The organism is Pseudomonas sp. Arb-4-2C (assembly GCF_055755015.1).
On sequence record NZ_CM146899.1, the window covers coordinates 995,144 to 1,013,412 of the forward strand.

Sequence of the window (18,269 nt, forward strand, 5' to 3'; positions counted from 1 at the left end):
CCGCTCCCACACTGGATCGGTGGTGTTCATAAATCCAATGTGGCGGCGGGCTTGCTCGCGAAGGCGGAAGCAGCCACACCAGCATTTTTGAAATGACCACCCGGCCCGCAGCTGTTCCCAAATCCCTCAAGGGCTGGAACAATGCGGGCCACTTTGTAGAGCGTTTTCGCGGGGGAGTTGCGGGTGCAGATTCAGGGACATTACGAGCTTCAATTCGAAGCGGTGCGCGAAGCTTTTGCGGCACTGTTCGACGATCCCCAGGAGCGCGGCGCCGCCTTGTGCATCAAGGTCGGCGGAGAAACTGTCCTCGACCTCTGGTCCGGCACAGCCGACAAGGATGGCGCCGAGGCCTGGCACAGCGACACCATCGCCAACCTGTTCTCCTGCACCAAGACTTTCACCGCCGTCACCGCGCTGCAACTGGTGGCCGAAGGCAAACTGCAACTCGATGTACCGGTTGCCCGCTACTGGCCGGAGTTCGCCGCCGCTGGCAAAGAGTCCGTCACCCTGCGCCAATTGCTCTGCCATCAGGCCGGTCTGCCGGCCCTGCGCGAGTTGCTGGCGCCAGCCGCCCTCTACGAATGGCAAACCATGGTCAACGCCCTCGCGGCCGAAGCACCGTGGTGGACGCCGGGTACCGGTCACGGCTATGCCGCCATCACCTATGGCTGGCTGGTCGGCGAATTGCTGCGTCGGGCTGACGGTCGCGGCCCGGGCGAATCCATCGTCGCCCGTGTTGCCAAGCCGCTGGGGCTGGATTTCCATGTTGGCCTGGCTGACGAGGAGTTCTACCGCGTGGCGCATATCGCTCGCGGCAAGGGCAACGTCGGTGATGCTGCCGCCCAGCGCCTGTTGCAGGTGACTATGCGCGAACCTGCCGCCATGACCACCCGCGCCTTCACCAATCCGCCGTCGGTGCTCACCAGCACCAACAAACCGGAATGGCGCCGTATGCAGCAGCCGGCCGCCAATGGTCATGGCAATGCGCGCAGTCTGGCCGGTTTCTACGCAGGCCTGCTCGACGGCAGCCTGCTGGAAAGCGAAATGCTCGAAGAACTGACCCGTGAACACAGCATCGGCGAGGACAAGACCCTGCTGACCCGCACCCGTTTCGGCCTGGGCTGCATGCTCGATCAGCCGGACATGGCGAACGCCACCTACGGCCTCGGCCCGCGCGCGTTCGGTCATCCGGGGGCGGGCGGTTCGGTGGGTTTTGCTGATCCGGAGCACGATGTCGCGTTCGGTTTTGTGACAAATACCCTTGGGCCGTACGTCTTGATGGATCCGCGCGCGCAGCAACTGGCGCGGGTACTTGCCACTTGTCTGTAAAGCGTTACATGAGGTTCCAGGGTTGGAACCAGATCCGGTTTTTCGATTCAAAGCGTCTGTTTATCCGGGCAAAAGAGCTCCGATCTTTCATTACTTCACTTTGTGGATTTTCAATGTCATCCAAAAAAACTCTCGCCCTGGCCCTGTGTGTTGCGATTACCGGTTGTGCACAGACTCCTAAAAACGATGCGGACGGTGGCAGTTGGTGGCCGTTCGGATCTTCCGACAAAGTGGCGGCCAAAGAGCCGGCACCAGCTCCAGCGCCAGTCAAGCCTGCCGCTACTGCACCTGTGGCCAAGACTGAAAGCAGCAGCCACTGGTACTGGCCGTTCGGCAGTTCCGATGATGCGGTGGCCAAGGCCGATGTGAAACCTGAAGTAAAACCAGAAGCCAAACCGGCGGTAGTGGCCAAGGCCGATGCCGACACCGGTACCAAGTGGTGGTGGCCGTTCGGCGGCAAGGATCAGTCCACGGCCAAAGTGGTACCGATGCCTGACCCGAAAGTCACCCAAGCCTGGCTGGATGACTACGAACCGCGCCTGCGTGCAGCGATCAAGGACAGCAATCTGCAACTCGAACGCCGTGACAACGTGCTGGTGGTAATCGCGCCGGTTGAAGGCTCGTTCAACCCGAAGCGTCCGGCCATGCTGCTGCCGGTGACTCTCAGCCCGTTTACCAATGTTGCGAAAATCCTCGAAGCTGACCCGAAGACCGCGGTATTGGTACTCGGTCACAGCGACAACACCGGCGCCGCGCCGGCCAACGTCAAACTCAGCCAGGAGCGTGCCCAGTCCGTGGCGGCGATCTTCCGCCTGAGCGGCTTGCAGCGTGATCGCCTGATGCTGCGCGGCATGGGCGGCGATGCCCCGCGCGCTGCCAACGACAGCGCCGAAGGCCGTGCGTTGAACCGTCGTGTCGAACTGCTGGTAACCCCGCAGAACACCATGGTTGCCCTGCTGAGCAAATACAACATGCCGGCACCGGCACCGACCACGATGATTGCCGCGCAAGACGTCAAGCCTGTGGCCAAACCGGTCACCCCGGCGCCAGCTGCTTCGAAGGCCGCCGTGCCGGCAACCAAAAAGGCTCCGGCGAAGAAAGCTGCAGCCAAGGCTCCAGCGAAAAAAGCGGCGACCAAGGCTCCGGCAAAAACGCCTGCCAAGAAAACCGCTCCAGCCAAAGCGGCGGCCACTGACAAGAAAGTCGTCGCCACCGATACTTCCAAGCAGTGATCCGCTAACGAAAAGGAATGCGCCATGACCCAGGCTCTGGCAGATATGCGTCGTGATTACACCCGGGACGGACTGACCGAGGCGCAAGCCCCTGGCGAGCCGTTTGCGCTGTTCCACCAGTGGTTTGCCGACGCGGTGAAAACCGAACAGGCGCCGGTGGAAGCCAACGCCATGACCCTGGCCACGGTCGATGCGGACGGTCGACCGCATTGCCGCATTCTGCTGCTCAAGGGCCTGGACGAGCAGGGCTTTACCTTCTTCACCAACTACGACAGTGCGAAGGGCCAGCATCTGGCGGCCAATCCGTTTGCCGCCATGACCTTCTTCTGGCCGACCCTGGAGCGCCAGGTGCGCATCGAAGGGCGTGTGGTGAAGGTCACGCCTGCAGAGTCCGACGCGTATTATCAGGTGCGTCCGCTGGGCAGCCGGCTCGGGGCCTGGGCCTCACCGCAGAGCCGGGTGATCGACGGGCGTGGCGAGCTGGAAGATTTGCTCAAGGCCACCGAGCAACGTTTCAGCGACACCCAGCCCGACTGCCCGGAACACTGGGGTGGTTATCGTCTGCTGCCGGAGCGCATCGAATTCTGGCAGGGCCGTCCGAGCCGCCTGCACGATCGCCTGAACTACCGCTTGCAGGGCGCCAACTGGATTCTTGAACGTCTGGCGCCTTAAGCAGTCTACCGAGCGTGATAACCTGCCGCAGTGGCCTCAAGCCACTTCGGCAAGTCTCGACGCTTGATCTTCTGTGCCTGGGCATGGGCTAATTGTTCGAGCATGAAGGCGCGTTTGCCTTCATCCTTGCCCGCCAGGGACAACGCCAGGTCACGGTCCATCCAGCGTTTGATCCGCACGTACAGCCACCAGTGGAAGTACAGACCGGCGACGGTGGTGACGAAAATGATCAAGTAATCCATGAAAAATCCTTGGGTCGGCAGGGCAGGTTGGGCGATTTGGCGCTACTGTTGGGTGGGTCTGCAGGTGCCTGTACCGGGCCTGAATAAAACCAAGTTTATCCGGGCTGTGTCGTGACAGGCGTCAAGCAGCGGGGTTTAATGAATCAATGTACTTTTGGAGTTGATGCTATGCGTAAGTCTGTTCTGCTGGTTGCTTCCTTTTCCACGATGGCGATGTTGCTGACCGGCTGCCAGTCGAGCCTGACCGGTGACTCCTACTCCCGTGACGAAGCGCGTCGCGTGCAGACGATTCGCATGGGCACCATCGAATCCCTGCGTCCGGTGAAAATCGAAGGCACCAAGACTCCGATCGGCGGCGCTGCAGGCGCAGTGGTCGGCGGTGTCGGCGGCAGCGCCATCGGTGGCGGCAAGGGCAGCATCGTAGCGGCGGTCATCGGCGCCGTGGCCGGTGGCCTGATCGGCTCGGCCACCGAAGAAGGCCTGACCCGCACTCAAGGCGTGGAAATCACCGTGCGCGAAGACGACGGCAGCATGCGCGCCTACGTGCAACAGGTTCAGGAAAACGAAGTGTTCCGTGTCGGTGAGCGCGTGCGCATCTCCACCGTCGGTGGTACCAGCCGCGTTTCGCACTAAGCGAGAACGAGCGGTAAAAGAAAACCCCGATCAGGTGACTGGCCGGGGTTTTTGGTTTTAGATTTTTAGGTTGCGTTGGTTACATTTCTATTCCGATAAACAATTCCAGGTTCGTTGGAATCAACTCATCAGTCAGCACGGCAATCTGTTGCGCCTGCTCGGCAGTCAACAACCATTCTCCTTCTGCCATGGCGTTGAGGCTTTTATGGCCGAGAAGCTTTACGATTCGGTCGTTAAAAGCAGGATCAACATCCAGTTCATACTTAAGTGAGCTATCGTCGAAACTGTCGGGTAAGAACCCTGTGATGCACAAGTACATAAACGCCTCTTGATTACTTTGGCGTGGTTCGCCCGGGTTTGGCAGGTTTGGTCTGTTCGCCGGTTTGAGGATTGAACTCTCCAAGGTGTTTCCCCTGTTTGTCGTACATTTCTACGGTTCCGTGTTGGCTGTCCCATTCAAAAATGCGTCCTTTGAGATCTCTCCAGCGCTTACGACGCGCACCGCCGCCTTGAACGCTGCTTTTTGCCTTGTCTTTCGTCGCGTCAGGAAATGCTATTAAACCTTTAGGGGCTTGATGGTAGTTGTGATCGCTTATGCTTAGAACAATGTAGACCGGCCGAACCCCCGAATCCGCCGGAAATACCAGAATGAAATCCCGATACTCCGGCGGATAAACCGGATTCACCAGTATCCCGTCCGCCGCTTTCGTCGGCGGATACACCCAGATATGTGGCGCTTGCGGGGCGGCTTCCAGCGCTGGAATACCGAGGATGTCCGAGCCATCCACCGCCGGTGTCCAGATCAGTTCGACGCCTTCACCAAGGTCTGCAATGAACTGACTGCCACGCGTGCTGAACCGCACGACATCGACCATTTCCCAATCGCGATTCCTGCCGGTATAGAAGCCGTAGCCCCGCAGACTGCCGTCCGCCTGTTGTTCGACGCGCAGGCGAACGCGGGTGCGGGCTTGTTTGAGGCTGCGCAGTTGCTCGTCGCTATAGAGGGCGCTGTCGCCGAGACTGGACGGCATGAGCAGCGCCACCAGTCCTGCGAGGGTAGCGGTTGCCGTTCCGGCGGCGATCGCGGGTAGCGCTTCGAATGCGGCACCGGCCAATGCGAAGCTGCCCAGCCCGGCAGGAATTGCCGTGGCGCTGACTTTCTTCAGTGCGACGCCACCGTTTCCATCGCTTTCACGTGCGCCAAGCACGATCAGTTCGCCGTAATCCTTCAGGCTGTCAGTCGGCACCATTCCCGAAGGATTCGAATAGTCGATGATCGCATCCGGCAACTTGCAGGACTTGGCAAACACGCACCCGGCGCGCACGGGATCGGGCTTTTTGACCGCCATCTCGCGGCTGCGCTCGAAGGCCTCCTGCCGCGCCAGCATGGCGTCGTAAGCAGTTTGTCGGGCTTCGCGCTCGGCCAGTTCAGTGGCCGTCATGTAGCGGTAGGTGACGTGATGACCGTCGCCCGCCGGTGGGTTGGGGACCCGGGGGATGTCCTTGTTGCGAGCCACTGAGCGTCCTTTCGTTCATCCATCGACAACCCTTCGCAAAGGGCTGCACGACGTTAACGAAGCAGGCAGAGGGTGGCTGTAGGACGCGTCGCTATTGAGGTGGGGATTGTTCGCTATCTCTCACACAGCAAGAACCTGTGGTGAGAGGATGAACCCCCTCACCACAGGTGTTTTAGATTTCGCGTCAAGCTTTGCGACTCGCCGCCGCCGTCACCGCATAGCCGATCAACGCCGCCAGAATCGAGCCGGTCAGGATGCCCATGCGGTCCATCCCGGCGTAGTCGCTCACGCCTGGTTCAAAGGCCAGCGAGCCGACAAACAGGCTCATGGTGAAACCGATGCCGCAGAGGATTGCCACGCCCAGCACCTGACCCCAGTTGGCGCCTTGGGGCAGGGCGGCGATGCCGACTTTTACCGCCAGCCAGGTGAGGCCGAACACGCCGACGGTCTTGCCCAGCAGCAGGCCGATAGCGATGCCCATGGGGACGTGATGAGTGAAGCTTTCGACCGTCACGCCGCTCAGCGACAGCCCGGCGTTGGCGAAGGCGAACAGCGGCAGGATGCCGTACGCCACCCACGGGTGCAGTGCGTGTTCGAGGGTCAGCAGCGGCGAGGGCTCGGCATTTTTCGTGCGCAGCGGGATGCAGAATGCCAGCGTGACCCCGGCCAGCGTCGCGTGGACACCGCTCTTGAGCACGCATACCCACAGGATCAGACCGATGATCATGTACGGCCCGAGCTTGACCACGCCGAGCCGGTTCATCGCCACCAGCGCCGCAATGCACGCCGCCGCCAGCCCCAGCGACAGGCTTGAGAGATCGCCGGAATAGAAGATCGCAATGATCACGATGGCGCCGAGGTCGTCGATGATCGCCAGGGTCATCAGGAACAGTTTCAGCGATACCGGCACACGCTTGCCCAGCAGGGCCAGCACACCGAGGGCGAAGGCGATGTCGGTGGCGGTCGGAATCGCCCAGCCGTTCAGGGCCGGCGGATTGTCACGGTTGAGCAGCCAGTAAATCAGCGCCGGCACCAGCATGCCGCCAACCGCCGCCGCGCCGGGCAGGACGATCTGCGACGGTTTGGACAACTGCCCGTCGAGCACTTCACGCTTCACCTCCAGGCCGATCAGCAGGAAGAACAGCGCCATCAGCCCGTCGTTGATCCACAACAGCAGCGGCTTGGCGATTTTCAGCGCGCCGATCTGCGCCACCACCGGGGTGTCGAGCAGGCCGGTGTACAGCCACGACAGCGGTGAGTTGTTGATGAGCAGGGCGAGAATGGCGGCGGCGATCAACAGCAGGCCGCTGGCCGCTTCCAACTGGAAGAAACGAGTGAAGGTTGTACGCAGCGGCAAGGTCGCTCTCCATCAACTGTCCCAAAGGCCGGACACCCGGACGCAAAGCCTGCGGGTGGCACTTGCACAGAGCCTAGCAGTTGGCGGATATATTGAAGCTCAGCTGTACCTGTGAGGTTTTCAGGTTTTTTCCTATGCTGGGTGGCTGAGCCTGTGACAAGGCAATTTCTGCCCGATTCAATGAGAGCATGACCATGAGCGACAACCGACAGTGGGCCCGCGAAGCGATCCGCATCATCGAAGCGGACTTCCAGCGCAGCGCCGACACCCATCTGATCCCCTTGCCGCTGCCGGGTTTTGCGGGCATCGAGTTGTACTTCAAGGACGAATCCAGTCATCCCACCGGCAGCCTCAAGCATCGTCTGGCGCGGTCGCTGTTCCTGTATGCCTTGTGTAACGGCTGGCTCAAGCCCGGCGCGCCGGTGATTGAGGCGTCCAGCGGTTCGACGGCGATTTCCGAGGCGTATTTCGCGCGGATGCTCGGCCTGCGATTCATTGCGGTGATGCCGGCGACCACCTCCAAAGAGAAGATCGCGCAGATCGCCTTCTACGGCGGTCAGAGCCATCTGGTGAAAGATCCGACGCAGATTTATGCCGAGTCCGAGCGTCTGGCCCGTGAGCATGGCGGCCACTTCATCGATCAGTTCACCTATGCCGAACGGGCCACCGACTGGCGGGCGAACAACAACATCGCCGAGTCGATCTTCCAGCAGATGCGGTTCGAGAAACACCCGGAGCCGAGCTGGCTGATTTCCAGCCCGGGCACCGGCGGCACCACTGCGACTCTGGGTCGTTACGTGCGTTACCGCCAGCATTGCACTCGGGTGTTGTGCGCCGACGCCGAGCGTTCGGTGTTCTTCGATTACTACCAGAGCGGCGACGCCAGTCTGCGTCTGGACTGCGGTTCGCGGATCGAAGGCATTGGCCGGCCACGGGTGGAAGCATCGTTCCTGCCCAAGGTGATCGATGCGATGGTCAAAGTGCCGGACGCCTTGTCGCTGGCGGCCATGCATTACCTTGCGCAGCGTCTGGGTCGGCATGTTGGCGGGTCGAGCGGCACCAACCTGATCGGCGCGCTGATGGCGGCGCAGCAGATGCAAGCGGCGGGGGAGTCAGGGTCGATCGTGGCGATTCTGTGCGATGGCGGCGAGCGCTATGCCGACACTTATTACGATCAGGCCTGGCTGAAGGCGCAGGGGTATGAGCTGGAGGGGTTGATCGCGGCGGTGGCGGCGAGTGCCGAGCGTGGCGAACCGCTGCCGACGTCAGTGTTGCGCGCGAACATCTAAAGCCAGACGCAAAAAACAATGTGGGAGCGGGCTTGCTCGCGAATGCGGCTTGTCAGTCAACATTATCGTCGACTGACACACCGCATTCGCGAGCAAGCCCGCTCCCACAGGAGGTTGGTGTCACTTCAAAACAGATGTATCAGGCTTCCAAACCCAAAATATCCCGTGCCACTGCCTCGGCAATACGAATCCCGTCGACGCCCGCCGACAGAATCCCGCCCGCATAACCCGCGCCTTCGCCGGCCGGGAACAGACCTTTGACGTTCATGCTCTGCAGCGACTCGTTACGCGTGATGCGCAGCGGCGACGAGGTGCGGGTTTCGATCCCGGTCAACACTGCATCGTGCAGCGAGTAACCGCGAATCTGTTTTTCGAACGCCGGCAACGCTTCGCGAATCGCTTCGATGGCGAAGTCCGGCAGCGCCAGGGCCAGGTCGCCCAGCGCCACGCCCGGTTTGTACGACGGCTCGACGTCGCCCAGCTCGGTCGACGGAGTGCCGTTGATGAAATCGCCAACCAGTTGCGCCGGGGCCTTGTAATCGCTGCCGCCGAGGATGAACGCGTGGGATTCCAGGCGTTCCTGCAATTCGATGCCGGCCAGCGGGCCGCCTGGATAATCGACTTCCGGGGTGATGCCGACGACGATGCCGGAGTTGGCGTTGCGTTCGTTACGCGAGTACTGGCTCATGCCGTTGGTGACTACGCGGTTCGGCTCGGAAGTCGCCGCTACCACGGTGCCACCCGGGCACATGCAGAAGCTGTAGACCGAACGGCCGTTCTTGGCGTGGTGCACCAGTTTGTAGTCGGCGGCACCCAGTTTCGGGTGGCCGGCGTACTTGCCCAGGCGCGCACGGTCGATCAGCGATTGCGGGTGTTCGATGCGGAAACCCACCGAAAACGGCTTGGCTTCCATGAACACGCCACGGCTGTGCAGCATGCGGAAAGTGTCACGGGCACTGTGACCGAGGGCCAGAACCACGTGTTTCGAATGCAGGGTTTCACCGCTCGCCAGTTCGACGCCGACCAGTTGGCCGTCCTCGATCAGCACGTCGCTGACGCGCTCCTGGAAGCGTACTTCGCCGCCCAGGGCACGGATCTCTTCACGCATGGTCTCGACCATGCCGGTCAGGCGGAACGTGCCGATGTGCGGCTTGCTGACGTAGAGGATTTCTTCCGGCGCGCCGGCCTTGACGAACTCGTGCAGGACTTTGCGGCCAAGGAACTTCGGATCCTTGATCTGGCTGTACAGCTTGCCGTCGGAGAACGTACCCGCGCCACCTTCGCCGAACTGCACGTTGGACTCGGGGTTGAGCACGCTTTTACGCCACAGGCCCCAGGTGTCCTTGGTGCGCTGGCGCACTTCGGTGCCACGTTCGAGGATGATCGGCTTGAAACCCATCTGTGCCAGCAGCAGGCCGGCGAAAATTCCGCACGGGCCGAAACCGACCACGATCGGGCGCTGGCTCAGGTCGCTTGGCGCCTGACCGACGAATTTGTAGCTGACATCCGGCGCCACGTTGACGTTACGGTCGTCGGCGAACTTGCCCAGCACCTTGGCCTCGTCGCGCACGGTGAGGTCGATGGTGTAGATGAAGCACAGCTCGGAGGACTTTTTGCGCGCGTCGTAGCTGCGCTTGAACAAGGTGAAATCGAGCAAGTCATCGCTGGCGATACCCAGGCGCTGCACGATGGCGGCACGCAGGTCTTCTTCAGGATGGTCGATTGGCAGCTTGAGTTCGGTGATTCGTAACATGGCGAGGATCCGGATTCGCGGGGCGCACAACTGCGCCAGGGCGTTTGAAGGCCGCGATTATAAGCCGCAAAGGCTGGATCCGGTGAGGCTAAAACGCTCAGTCGTTACGCGATCCGCCGAAATACCCGCAACCACGCTCGACCTTGCCGTCAATGCGCAGCTCGGCGCTCATGTGCTGCACGCTGCCGGTGTTGCTGTCGACGCAGCGTTGCGGCGCGACCCACAATTCGATGCGCTGGTTGTTGGCTTCGCTGCTGAGGTTGAAGCGGCCGTCGCCCAGTTGCTCTTCGACATAAGGCACGGCCAGCGCTGGCTGGCCTTCGCGGTCGATGACCATGCCCTTGCCACTGACTTTCACGTTCCACTCGGGACCGTGGCCGGCAGCACGCAGGATCAATAGTTTGAAATTCGGGTCATCGCATGCGGTGCCGGAGCGCTCGACGCGATACAACTGGCCAAGGTCGAGGCGGTCGCCAGCGATCTTCCCGCGCACGTCGGCAAACAGCTTGCCCTGCTGATCGGCGAGGGTCGCGGCCTCTTGCAGCACGCTGGTGCCGCCGATGTCGTTGACCACGTACTGACGCTGTTCGCCACACGGCTGGAACACCAGTTTGCCGTCGGCCGCTGTCAACTGCCCCTGCATCCGGGTCTGCCCGACGTGGGCAGCACTTTGACGCGGGCCATCAAGCAATTGGCAGGCAGCGAACAACGGCAGCAGGGCAACAACGATCAACGAACGGGCAACACGCATCTTCGGCTCTCCAGACAAGTGCCGCCACGTTACGCAGGCTGACCGTTCATCACAAGGGGTTAGCCGACGTGAAAGGTCTGGCCGGTTTGCAGGCCTTCGACACTTTTCGCGTAGGCCAACGCCACATCGGCCGCAGGAACCGGCTTGTAACCGCGGAAGTACGGGGCGTAGCTGCCCATGGCTTCCAGCAGCACGGTCGGGCTGATCGAGTTCACCCGCAGGCCGCGTGGCAGTTCAATGGCTGCGGCTTTCACGAAGCTGTCGAGTGCGCCGTTGACCAGTGCCGCCGAGGCGCCAGTGCGGATCGGGTCGTGGCTGAGCACCCCAGTGGTGAAGGTGAACGAGGCGCCGTCGTTGGCGTACTCGCGGCCGATCAGCAGCAGGTTGACCTGACCCATCAGCTTGTCTTTCAAGCCCAGGGCAAAGCTGTCGGCGGTCATCTCGCCCAGTGGGGCGAAGGTCACGTTGCCGGCCGCGCAGACCAGCGCGTCGAACTTGCCGGTTTGCTCGAACAGTTGGCGAATCGAAGCGCTGTCGCTGATGTCCACCTGGAAATCGCCGCTGCTGCGACCGATGCGAATCACTTCGTGGCGCTGGCTCAGTTCTTTGTCCACGGCCGAACCGATGGTGCCGGCGGCACCGATCAACAGAATCTTCATGGGCTAATCCTCAATGGGTTGAACGAGGTTTCAGTCTAGAGTGGTTTTTTCTGCGGATAAGCGCACTAATAGGCAACCTTTGGTTTTCAAATGGAAACAATCCATGAGTGAAATGGATGATCTGGCGGCGTTTGCGGTATTGATCGAGGCAGGCAGTTTCACCCTCGCGGCGCAGCAATTGGGTTGTAGCAAGGGCCAGTTGTCCAAGCGCATCAGCCAGCTCGAAGCGCAGTTTTCTGTGGTGTTGCTGCAACGCACCACGCGCCGCTTGAGCCTGACGGCGGCGGGCGCCGCGTTGTTGCCGCAGGCCCAGGCGCTGGTGGTTCAGGTGGAGCGGGCGCGTCAGGCGCTGGCGCGTTTGAAGGACGACATGGCCGGGCCGGTACGGATGACGGTGCCGGTGTCGCTGGGGGAAACCTTCTTCGACGGCTTGCTGCTGGAGTTTTCGCAAAAATACCCCGAAGTGCAGATCGAGCTGGAGCTGAACAACAATTATCGGGATCTGTCGCGCGATGGCTTTGATCTGGCGATTCGCACCGAGGTGGCCAATGACGAACGGCTGGTGGCCAAACCCTTGCTGGCCTGGCAGGAAATGACCTGCGCCAGCCCGGCGTATCTTGAACAGTTCGGCGAGCCACTGACCCCGCAGGATCTGGCCGAACACCGTTGCCTGCTCAACAGCCATTACAGTGGCCGCGAAGAGTGGCTGTATCACCAGCAGCACGAACTGCTCAGGGTGCGGGTGTCGGGGCCGTTTGCCAGCAACCACTACAACCTGCTGAAAAAGGCTGCGCTGGCCGGTGCCGGCATCGCACGTTTGCCGTCGTATCTGCTGCAGACGGAACTGGCGGACGGCCGATTGCGCTGGCTGCTGCGCGACTTTCAGACCCGACGTATGCCGATGTACCTGGTGCATCCGTATCAGGGCGGGTTACCGAAACGCACGCAAGTGCTGGCGGATTACCTGATCGGCTGGTTCAAGCGCAGCGGCGAGGCGCTGGATCGACTTCAGCGTTAACCCATTTCCTGTAGGAGCGAGCCTGCTCGCGATTGCGGTTTCACAGTCACTTTATGTGTTGACTGAACCAACGCATTCGCGAGCAGGCTCGCTCCCACAAGGATTTTGCTTATTTTGCGAAGCGTCGTGCGATCAGGTGATCAATCGACAATTTCCCCGGCCCGGTCGCCATCAAGTACAGCAACACCGCCGCCCAGGTACCGTGGGTCGGATACGCATCCGGGTAGACGAACAGTTGAATGGTCAGGGTCATGCCCAGCAACGCCAGCGCCGAAAATCTCGTGGCGAAGCCGATCAGGATCAGCACCGGGAAGAAGTGCTCGGCGAACGCCGCCATGTGCGCGGCGATTTCCGGTGACAGCAGCGGCACGTGGTACTCGCTTTTGAACAACGGAATGGTCGAGTCCGCCAAGTGTGGCCAGCCGAGTTGAAAGGTGCCGTCGATCAGGTCGATGGCCAGGCCTTCGACCTTGGTCTGGCCGGATTTCCAGAACACCGCGGCAATCGAAAAACGCGCGATGAAAGCGATCAGGCTGTGGGGAATTTTCTCCAGCAGCGCGATGGCGCGGGTAATGAGATTGTTCATGGCGATTCCTTGTTATTCAGGTCAACGATGGCGTTGTGCGCAATCAGCAGCGCGAGGGTGTGGCTGAGGTCAAATGGCGGGCTGTTTTGCGTGGCCGCCAACAGCGGTTGGTCATTGAGCAGCTGACGCAGAAACACGCTGGCGCCGGGTTCGAGGGCAAACACCTCGACGTCGAGGCCGTTGCGCAGCACCAGGGCGTGCTGCCCGTGGTCGATGTCGATGCCGGCCAGCGTCGCGTCACCCTGATGCGCGGCCCAGATCGCGACCACGGCGTGGTTCGAGTCGAGCAGGTGCAGCGATGGATGAAGCCTGAAGCGCAGGTCGCTCAGTCCATCGGGATCGGCCAGTGCCGCGGTGATCTGCTGCGGGCGCACGGGCAGTGCATCGGCGGCGTGGTAGGCGCGGGTGCGCAGGTGCTCCAGCCGTGCCACGTCGGCCAGATACGGCACGCTCGCTGCCGGTTCGAAGGCGTCGAGGAAGGCCGGCAGTGCTTCGCCGTAGCGACTCATCAACGGGCTGTGTGGCGGCTGTTGTTGTACGAACTCGGCAGCCATGGCGCGGAAAAAATCCTCGCCGACCAATTGCAGCACCACCGGGTAACTGTCCGCCAAAGCATTGATCAGCGAACCTTGCACGTTGTTGCGATACACCGAGAATCGGCTGGCAGGATCAGCACCGTTGGCGCTGCATAAACCCTCGGGGCAGGGCCGTTGCGGGTCGAGCAGGGCGGCGGCAAAAGCCGCTTGAGTACTCATGATCGAACTCCCGCACCGAGCAGCATTTCGTCGGCCTGCCGCGCTTCGGCCAACAACACATCGAAGGCCGGCACCTGATTGTCGCGCTCGATCAGGGTGGCTATCGGGCCGGTGCGTTGCAGCGTTTGCCGGTACAAGGTCCAGACCGCCTGGTCGATCGGCGCACCGTGATCGTCGATCAGCAAACGGTCACCGAGGCTGTCGCTGTCTTCGGCAAATCCGGCCAGATGAATCTCACCGACCGCGTGCAATGGCAGCGCGTCGAGATAAGTCAGCGGATCGCGCTGATGATTGATGCACGAGACGTAGACGTTGTTGACGTCCAACAGCAGGCCGCAGCCGCTGCGCCGCACCACTTCGGCGATGAAGTCTGCTTCGTCGAGGGTCGAGCGCCGGAACCCCAGATAGGTCGCAGGGTTTTCCAGTAGCATCGGGCGCTTGAGGGTGTTCTGCACCTGGTCGATGTGCGCGCAGACGCGGTTCAGAGTCGGCGTGTCATAGGCCAGTGGCAGCAAGTCATTGAGAAACACCGGGCCATGGCTCGACCAGGCCAGGTGTTCGGAAAAGGATTGCGGTTGATAGCGCTCGATCAGCACCTTGAGGCGCTGCAGGTGCTGAACGTCCAGTGGCCCTTCGGCCCCGATGGACAGCCCGACGCCGTGCAGCGACAGCGGGTATTGCTCGCGGATCAAACCGAGAAAATGATGATACGGACCGCCGTCGACCATGTAGTTTTCGGCGTGGACTTCGAAGAAACCGAGGTCCGGTTGGGTGCCGAGCACTTCACGAAAGTGCCCGGTCTTGAGCCCCAGCCCGGCACGGGGCGGGAGCCCGGGAAGGGCTGCCTGAGTGCGGGGGGGGACAGGTTCGTCGAGGGTGAACATGATCGTCACTCAGGCAGGCGGTGGATCAGGACTTGGCTTTGAACGCTTGCATCTGACCGAAACCGGTCGGCGAGGTCTTGCTCTCGGTGGTGGCGCAGGTGCCTTTCGGTACGAGTTTCCAGGCGTTTGGCTGGTAGTCCATTTTTGCGGTGCCGGCACACGTGGTGCCTGCGCCTGCTGCGCAATCGTTGTGACCTTTCATGGCCACGCCGAAGCATTTCTCCATGTCGGCATCAGCGGCGTGGACGGTCGACACGGCGGCCATGCTCAGGGCAGAACCAAGGGCCAGAACCAGGGCAGTAGCGGACAGAGTGCGAGTGGTAGCAGTCATGATGTTTCTCCAGATTTGAGCGTGGGATTTGCAAGCGAAATGCGCTTGCTTACCCCACTAGAGAAAGCTCATGGCGATGCGTTACAGCCGAGCCGAAACTTTTTCAGAAAATCTTCAGAACCCTGTAACCCACAGTGATTGTGTTCACTCCCTCCTGTTCTATAGTCATTTCAACGGCCACTCTGACAGGCCGATTTACCAGGACGGTATCTCATGACGAAGGATCGCTCAGACTCTGCTGCGCTCTCGCGCAAGGTTTCATCGTTTGCCCTGGGCTGCACGCTGGCGCTGTCGTTCACGACGGTTAACGCCCAGCCGCAACCCGACCCGCTGGACACGCTCAAGCGCATCAACAGCAACTACAACACCCTCAAGGACGCCTGCCAGGAACCTGATACAGGTGCCGCGCGCGGGTTGTATTACTGCAGCGGCGTGACCTTGCGCATGGTCAACGACGGGCCGTTCAATCCGTGGGACTACAGCCCTTACGCGATCAAGATCGGCGCGACGTCCTACTCGTGGATTCGCAAGGATCTGAGCACGCGCATTCTCATCCATCCGGCCGGGTTCATCCTGCGCACTCCCACCGATGCGGCAGCGCTGAAGCTGCCCGTCAAGGAGCAGGGCTTTACGTGTATCTACGCCTTCGATGGCGGCACCGGACCGGAGCGAAAATGGTACGGCTGCGGCTTCTTTGACAGTCGCGAGCCACCGCGTGCAGCCCAAGGCACGATGAACAACCGCAATGCCACGCTGGCCTACGGCACCTGTGCCGAAGCCGGAGTGACCACCGCCGAGCAATGGACGCAGAAATACACCGGACTGATGAAGGGACCGATCCAGTACGGCCAGTGCTCATGGAACGCGGAAAAACCCAGCGACTGGCAGGCGATGATCCGGGTGCACGAATCGCGCCCGAACACCACCAACAAAGACCCCTTTGCCTTCAGTGCCCAGGTCAACGAATTCATGTTGAAGAATGCCACCGCGACCAACGACGGCAGTGAAAACATGAAGTACATCGACGCCTTCATTTACAACGTCAACAGCACGCAGAACTTCGCCACGCGCGGTGATCAGGCTCCGCCGAAACCGGAGAACGGCCTGAACAGCGCGCGCAATTTCCAGAAAAAACTCAAGGCCCAGGGTTACAGCGTGCCGATTCTGCGCCTGGATTTCACCCAGCCTGCCGAGCAGCGTTTCAGCTATGTCGCGGCTGATCAGGCAATCGATGAGATGGTGGTGGCCGGCGCCCCGGCGCCCAAGTACATCGCGGATGCGGTGTGGGTCGAGCGCTATGACCCGGGCACCAGGAAGAACGAATGGTCGCTGAAAATCACCCCGACGGCGCAGGGCAAGGCGGTTCAGAGCTCTGACCAAGAGGCCGTTTACAAAGAGCTGTTCGCCTTGCGTGGCGCCGACAGCCAGTGGCGTGATAACGAGAAAGCCGCGGGCAGCATGCGTCAGCAACTGAGCTGTCTGGTGCAGAACTATCCGGCCAAGACCGAGTGGAATCTGGAGCCGTTCCGCCCCGTGGTCAGCCCGCAGGAGGCGGCGAAGGCCGGTTGCAATCCAGTGCCGGTCCAGGCACCGCAATACATTGCTTCTGCCGACTGGATCAAACGCTACGACCCCGGCACTCGCAAGGATGAATGGACCCTGAGCGTGGTGCCCACCGCAGCAGGGCGCGCCTTGCCCAATGAGCAGGTCGGCGTTCTGTACGACCAGTTGTTCGCCCTCAAGGGGGCGGACAGCAACTGGCGCGACAACGAAACATCCGTCGGCAGCATGCGTCAGCAATTGAATTGCGTGCTGGTCAATTACCGCAGCAAGACGCCATGGAATCTGGAGCCATTCAGGCCGGCGTTGTCGGACAGCGAGACTCGCGCCGCGGGTTGCAACCCGGTCCCGCGTTGAGTGTGTGTTGGCTAATCAAGGAGATGCAAGCCATGAAAAAACGTCTGAACAGGTTCGCTCCATTGCTCATGTTGCCGCTCCTGGCGCATGGGACATGGGCCAATGCCGAGTCATGCGCGGAGACACTGAAGAAGGTCGAAACGTTGTACAACAACACCGTCGACAGTTGCGGGCAGGATCCCGCCTCGGATTGTTCGGGGCTGCTGGTGCGCGGCACGCACCGGGCCGACCCTGCCAAAGGGCAGAAATGGGACGTGTGGAATCCCAGCCCGAAAGCCGTGGAACTGGGCACGTTTGCCGCCTCGTACATGCGCGCCGACGGCATCAGTTATGAAGACCCGGGCATGAGCACGCAGAACGGCTACCTGATTACGCCAAGGGATCTGGTGCGCGACCCGGAAACCCCGGTGCATGTCTACTGTGCATTTCCCAACGATGCCTGGACCGACTTTCGCAACGACCGTGGCTGTGGCGACAACAAAAACACCGCCCCGACCGAGGCGGTCTGCCAGGCCATGAAACCACCGATCACGACGCCGAATGCCTGGGTGGCGCACTTCACCCAGTACAACAACAATCGGCAGCAGGACCAGTTGCAGTGTGGCTTCAACATGCGCAATCCGATGAGCAGCAAGGAGCGGGTCGACGCTTTTCGCAACTTCATGGGCGCGCGCAAAGTCATCAACAGCCGCGAATTTCAAACCCAGACCGAACTGCGCCTGGGCAACCCGAAAACCGATGAGCTACCGATTCTGGCGTTCTTCTACAGCGATCAGCGCGGCCTGAATGATGCGTTGGCCAATCAAAAGGATTACAAGGCCAAGACTGGCAAGGACCGCAATATCATCAAGATCGACTTCCCGCGGACCCCGGTCGCCAAGGCCTCGTTCTCGTGCATCCAGACCTCGACGCCGGCAGAACCAAAATTCTGCGACAAGTACATCGAGTCCAGCACTTGGGTGCAACGTCCCGATCCGAAGCTGGGGCCGAACACCTGGTCGCTCTCGGTAGTGCCGACCGCATGCGGCCGCGCGATCAAGGATGACCAGACCGACCGGATGTTTGCCGAGCTGTACAACAAGCACAAGGACGATCCGCAATGGCGTCAGTACAGCGTCAATGGTGGCTCGTTGCGCCGGCAGATGGTCTGTCATCTGGCGGCGGTCTACGATGGCAAGCCGGTCAGGAACAAGCCTGAGTGGAACCTTGAGCCGGCACGGCCTTATGTCGATCAGGCCACCGCAGTCGCGCAGTACTGCAACCCTTATTAAGGGCTGTTGATGTTGTGGGAGCGGGCCTGCTCGCGAAAGCGGTGCATCAGTCAGCACACGTGCTGAATGTAAA

19 protein-coding genes are annotated in these 18,269 nt (G+C 61.1%); 8 read left to right on the top strand and 11 right to left on the bottom strand.

The features are described 5' to 3' along the window. Positions 1 to 183: 183 nt before the first annotated feature. The 3 genes from AC0J41_RS04455 to pdxH all read left to right on the top strand — a co-directional run bounded on the left by AC0J41_RS04455 (position 184) and on the right by pdxH (position 3,233). Entirely contained in the window at positions 184 to 1,329 is a 1,146-nt protein-coding gene (locus AC0J41_RS04455) for a serine hydrolase domain-containing protein (protein WP_473014668.1), read from the top strand. 113 nt (positions 1,330 to 1,442) lie between these two features. Then, positions 1,443 to 2,561, top strand: coding sequence for an OmpA family protein (locus AC0J41_RS04460; protein WP_473014669.1), 1,119 nt, complete (start codon positions 1,443 to 1,445; stop codon positions 2,559 to 2,561). Positions 2,562 to 2,585: 24 nt separating this feature from the next. Beyond that, positions 2,586 to 3,233, top strand: a complete 648-nt coding sequence (gene pdxH, locus AC0J41_RS04465) for a pyridoxamine 5'-phosphate oxidase (protein WP_025110774.1) — start codon at positions 2,586 to 2,588, stop codon at positions 3,231 to 3,233. A gap of 5 nt (positions 3,234 to 3,238) precedes the next feature. On the opposite strand, the gene AC0J41_RS04470 is transcribed toward pdxH, so the two are convergent. Next, entirely contained in the window at positions 3,239 to 3,475 is a 237-nt protein-coding gene (locus AC0J41_RS04470; protein ID WP_025110773.1) for a hypothetical protein, read from the bottom strand. Between the two features lie 168 nt (positions 3,476 to 3,643). Here AC0J41_RS04470 and AC0J41_RS04475 point away from each other — a divergent pair, with 168 nt between their 5' ends. Beyond that, positions 3,644 to 4,108, top strand: a complete 465-nt coding sequence (locus AC0J41_RS04475) for an outer membrane lipoprotein (protein WP_007969461.1) — start codon at positions 3,644 to 3,646, stop codon at positions 4,106 to 4,108. A 79-nt stretch (positions 4,109 to 4,187) separates the two neighbouring features. Here AC0J41_RS04475 and AC0J41_RS04480 read toward each other — a convergent pair whose 3' ends face one another. The 3 genes from AC0J41_RS04480 to nhaA form a co-directional block, all read right to left on the bottom strand. Continuing rightward, positions 4,188 to 4,427 carry a pyocin S6 family toxin immunity protein gene (locus AC0J41_RS04480; protein ID WP_473014671.1) on the bottom strand — a complete coding sequence of 80 codons (240 nt, stop codon included), beginning with the start codon at positions 4,425 to 4,427 and terminating at the stop codon, positions 4,188 to 4,190. Between the two features lie 13 nt (positions 4,428 to 4,440). Then, positions 4,441 to 5,625: a colicin E3/pyocin S6 family cytotoxin gene (locus AC0J41_RS04485; protein ID WP_473014673.1), complete on the bottom strand. Its 1,185-nt coding sequence runs from the start codon at positions 5,623 to 5,625 to the stop codon at positions 4,441 to 4,443. A 184-nt stretch (positions 5,626 to 5,809) separates the two neighbouring features. After that, positions 5,810 to 6,982 (bottom strand): Na+/H+ antiporter NhaA, encoded by a 1,173-nt coding sequence (nhaA, locus tag AC0J41_RS04490; RefSeq protein WP_473014674.1) that lies wholly within the window; start codon positions 6,980 to 6,982, stop codon positions 5,810 to 5,812. A gap of 194 nt (positions 6,983 to 7,176) precedes the next feature. Between nhaA and AC0J41_RS04495 the strand changes: the two genes are divergently transcribed. Continuing rightward, on the top strand, positions 7,177 to 8,271 hold the full coding sequence (locus tag AC0J41_RS04495; RefSeq protein ID WP_473014676.1) for a PLP-dependent cysteine synthase family protein: 1,095 nt from the start codon (positions 7,177 to 7,179) through the stop codon (positions 8,269 to 8,271). A 139-nt stretch (positions 8,272 to 8,410) separates the two neighbouring features. Here AC0J41_RS04495 and AC0J41_RS04500 read toward each other — a convergent pair whose 3' ends face one another. The 3 genes from AC0J41_RS04500 to AC0J41_RS04510 all read right to left on the bottom strand — a co-directional run bounded on the left by AC0J41_RS04500 (position 8,411) and on the right by AC0J41_RS04510 (position 11,434). Further along, on the bottom strand, positions 8,411 to 10,024 hold the full coding sequence (locus AC0J41_RS04500) for an NAD(P)/FAD-dependent oxidoreductase (protein ID WP_473014677.1): 1,614 nt from the start codon (positions 10,022 to 10,024) through the stop codon (positions 8,411 to 8,413). 97 nt (positions 10,025 to 10,121) lie between these two features. Then, a complete protein-coding gene (locus AC0J41_RS04505) occupies positions 10,122 to 10,775 on the bottom strand; it encodes a COG3650 family protein (protein WP_025110768.1) in 654 nt (217 codons plus the stop codon). Between the two features lie 59 nt (positions 10,776 to 10,834). Next, positions 10,835 to 11,434, bottom strand: a complete 600-nt coding sequence (locus AC0J41_RS04510) for a short chain dehydrogenase (protein ID WP_025110767.1) — start codon at positions 11,432 to 11,434, stop codon at positions 10,835 to 10,837. A gap of 103 nt (positions 11,435 to 11,537) precedes the next feature. On the opposite strand from AC0J41_RS04510, the gene AC0J41_RS04515 reads away from it, so the two are divergent. After that, entirely contained in the window at positions 11,538 to 12,452 is a 915-nt protein-coding gene (locus AC0J41_RS04515; protein ID WP_473014678.1) for a LysR family transcriptional regulator, read from the top strand. A gap of 109 nt (positions 12,453 to 12,561) precedes the next feature. Here AC0J41_RS04515 and AC0J41_RS04520 read toward each other — a convergent pair whose 3' ends face one another. From AC0J41_RS04520 to AC0J41_RS04535, 4 genes are read right to left on the bottom strand one after another with little or no spacing between them, the layout of a single operon-like run. Next, positions 12,562 to 13,038, bottom strand: a complete 477-nt coding sequence (locus tag AC0J41_RS04520; RefSeq protein ID WP_473014680.1) for a DoxX family protein — start codon at positions 13,036 to 13,038, stop codon at positions 12,562 to 12,564. Continuing rightward, complete coding sequence (locus tag AC0J41_RS04525) at positions 13,035 to 13,793, bottom strand: HvfC/BufC N-terminal domain-containing protein (protein WP_473014681.1); 759 nt, start codon at positions 13,791 to 13,793, stop codon at positions 13,035 to 13,037. Before AC0J41_RS04525 ends, AC0J41_RS04520 begins: the two co-directional genes overlap by 4 nt. After that, on the bottom strand, positions 13,790 to 14,677 hold the full coding sequence (bufB, locus tag AC0J41_RS04530) for an MNIO family bufferin maturase (RefSeq protein ID WP_473014682.1): 888 nt from the start codon (positions 14,675 to 14,677) through the stop codon (positions 13,790 to 13,792). The genes AC0J41_RS04525 and bufB overlap by 4 nt, the downstream gene beginning before the upstream one ends. A gap of 25 nt (positions 14,678 to 14,702) precedes the next feature. Then, positions 14,703 to 15,008, bottom strand: coding sequence for a BufA1 family periplasmic bufferin-type metallophore (locus AC0J41_RS04535; protein ID WP_025110762.1), 306 nt, complete (start codon positions 15,006 to 15,008; stop codon positions 14,703 to 14,705). A 213-nt stretch (positions 15,009 to 15,221) separates the two neighbouring features. Here AC0J41_RS04535 and AC0J41_RS04540 point away from each other — a divergent pair, with 213 nt between their 5' ends. Together AC0J41_RS04540 and AC0J41_RS04545 are read left to right on the top strand one after the other, a co-directional pair. Continuing rightward, entirely contained in the window at positions 15,222 to 16,925 is a 1,704-nt protein-coding gene (locus AC0J41_RS04540) for a DUF2599 domain-containing protein (protein ID WP_473014683.1), read from the top strand. Positions 16,926 to 16,957: 32 nt separating this feature from the next. Further along, positions 16,958 to 18,196 (top strand): DUF2599 domain-containing protein, encoded by a 1,239-nt coding sequence (locus tag AC0J41_RS04545; RefSeq protein WP_025110760.1) that lies wholly within the window; start codon positions 16,958 to 16,960, stop codon positions 18,194 to 18,196. Positions 18,197 to 18,269: the final 73 nt, after the last annotated feature.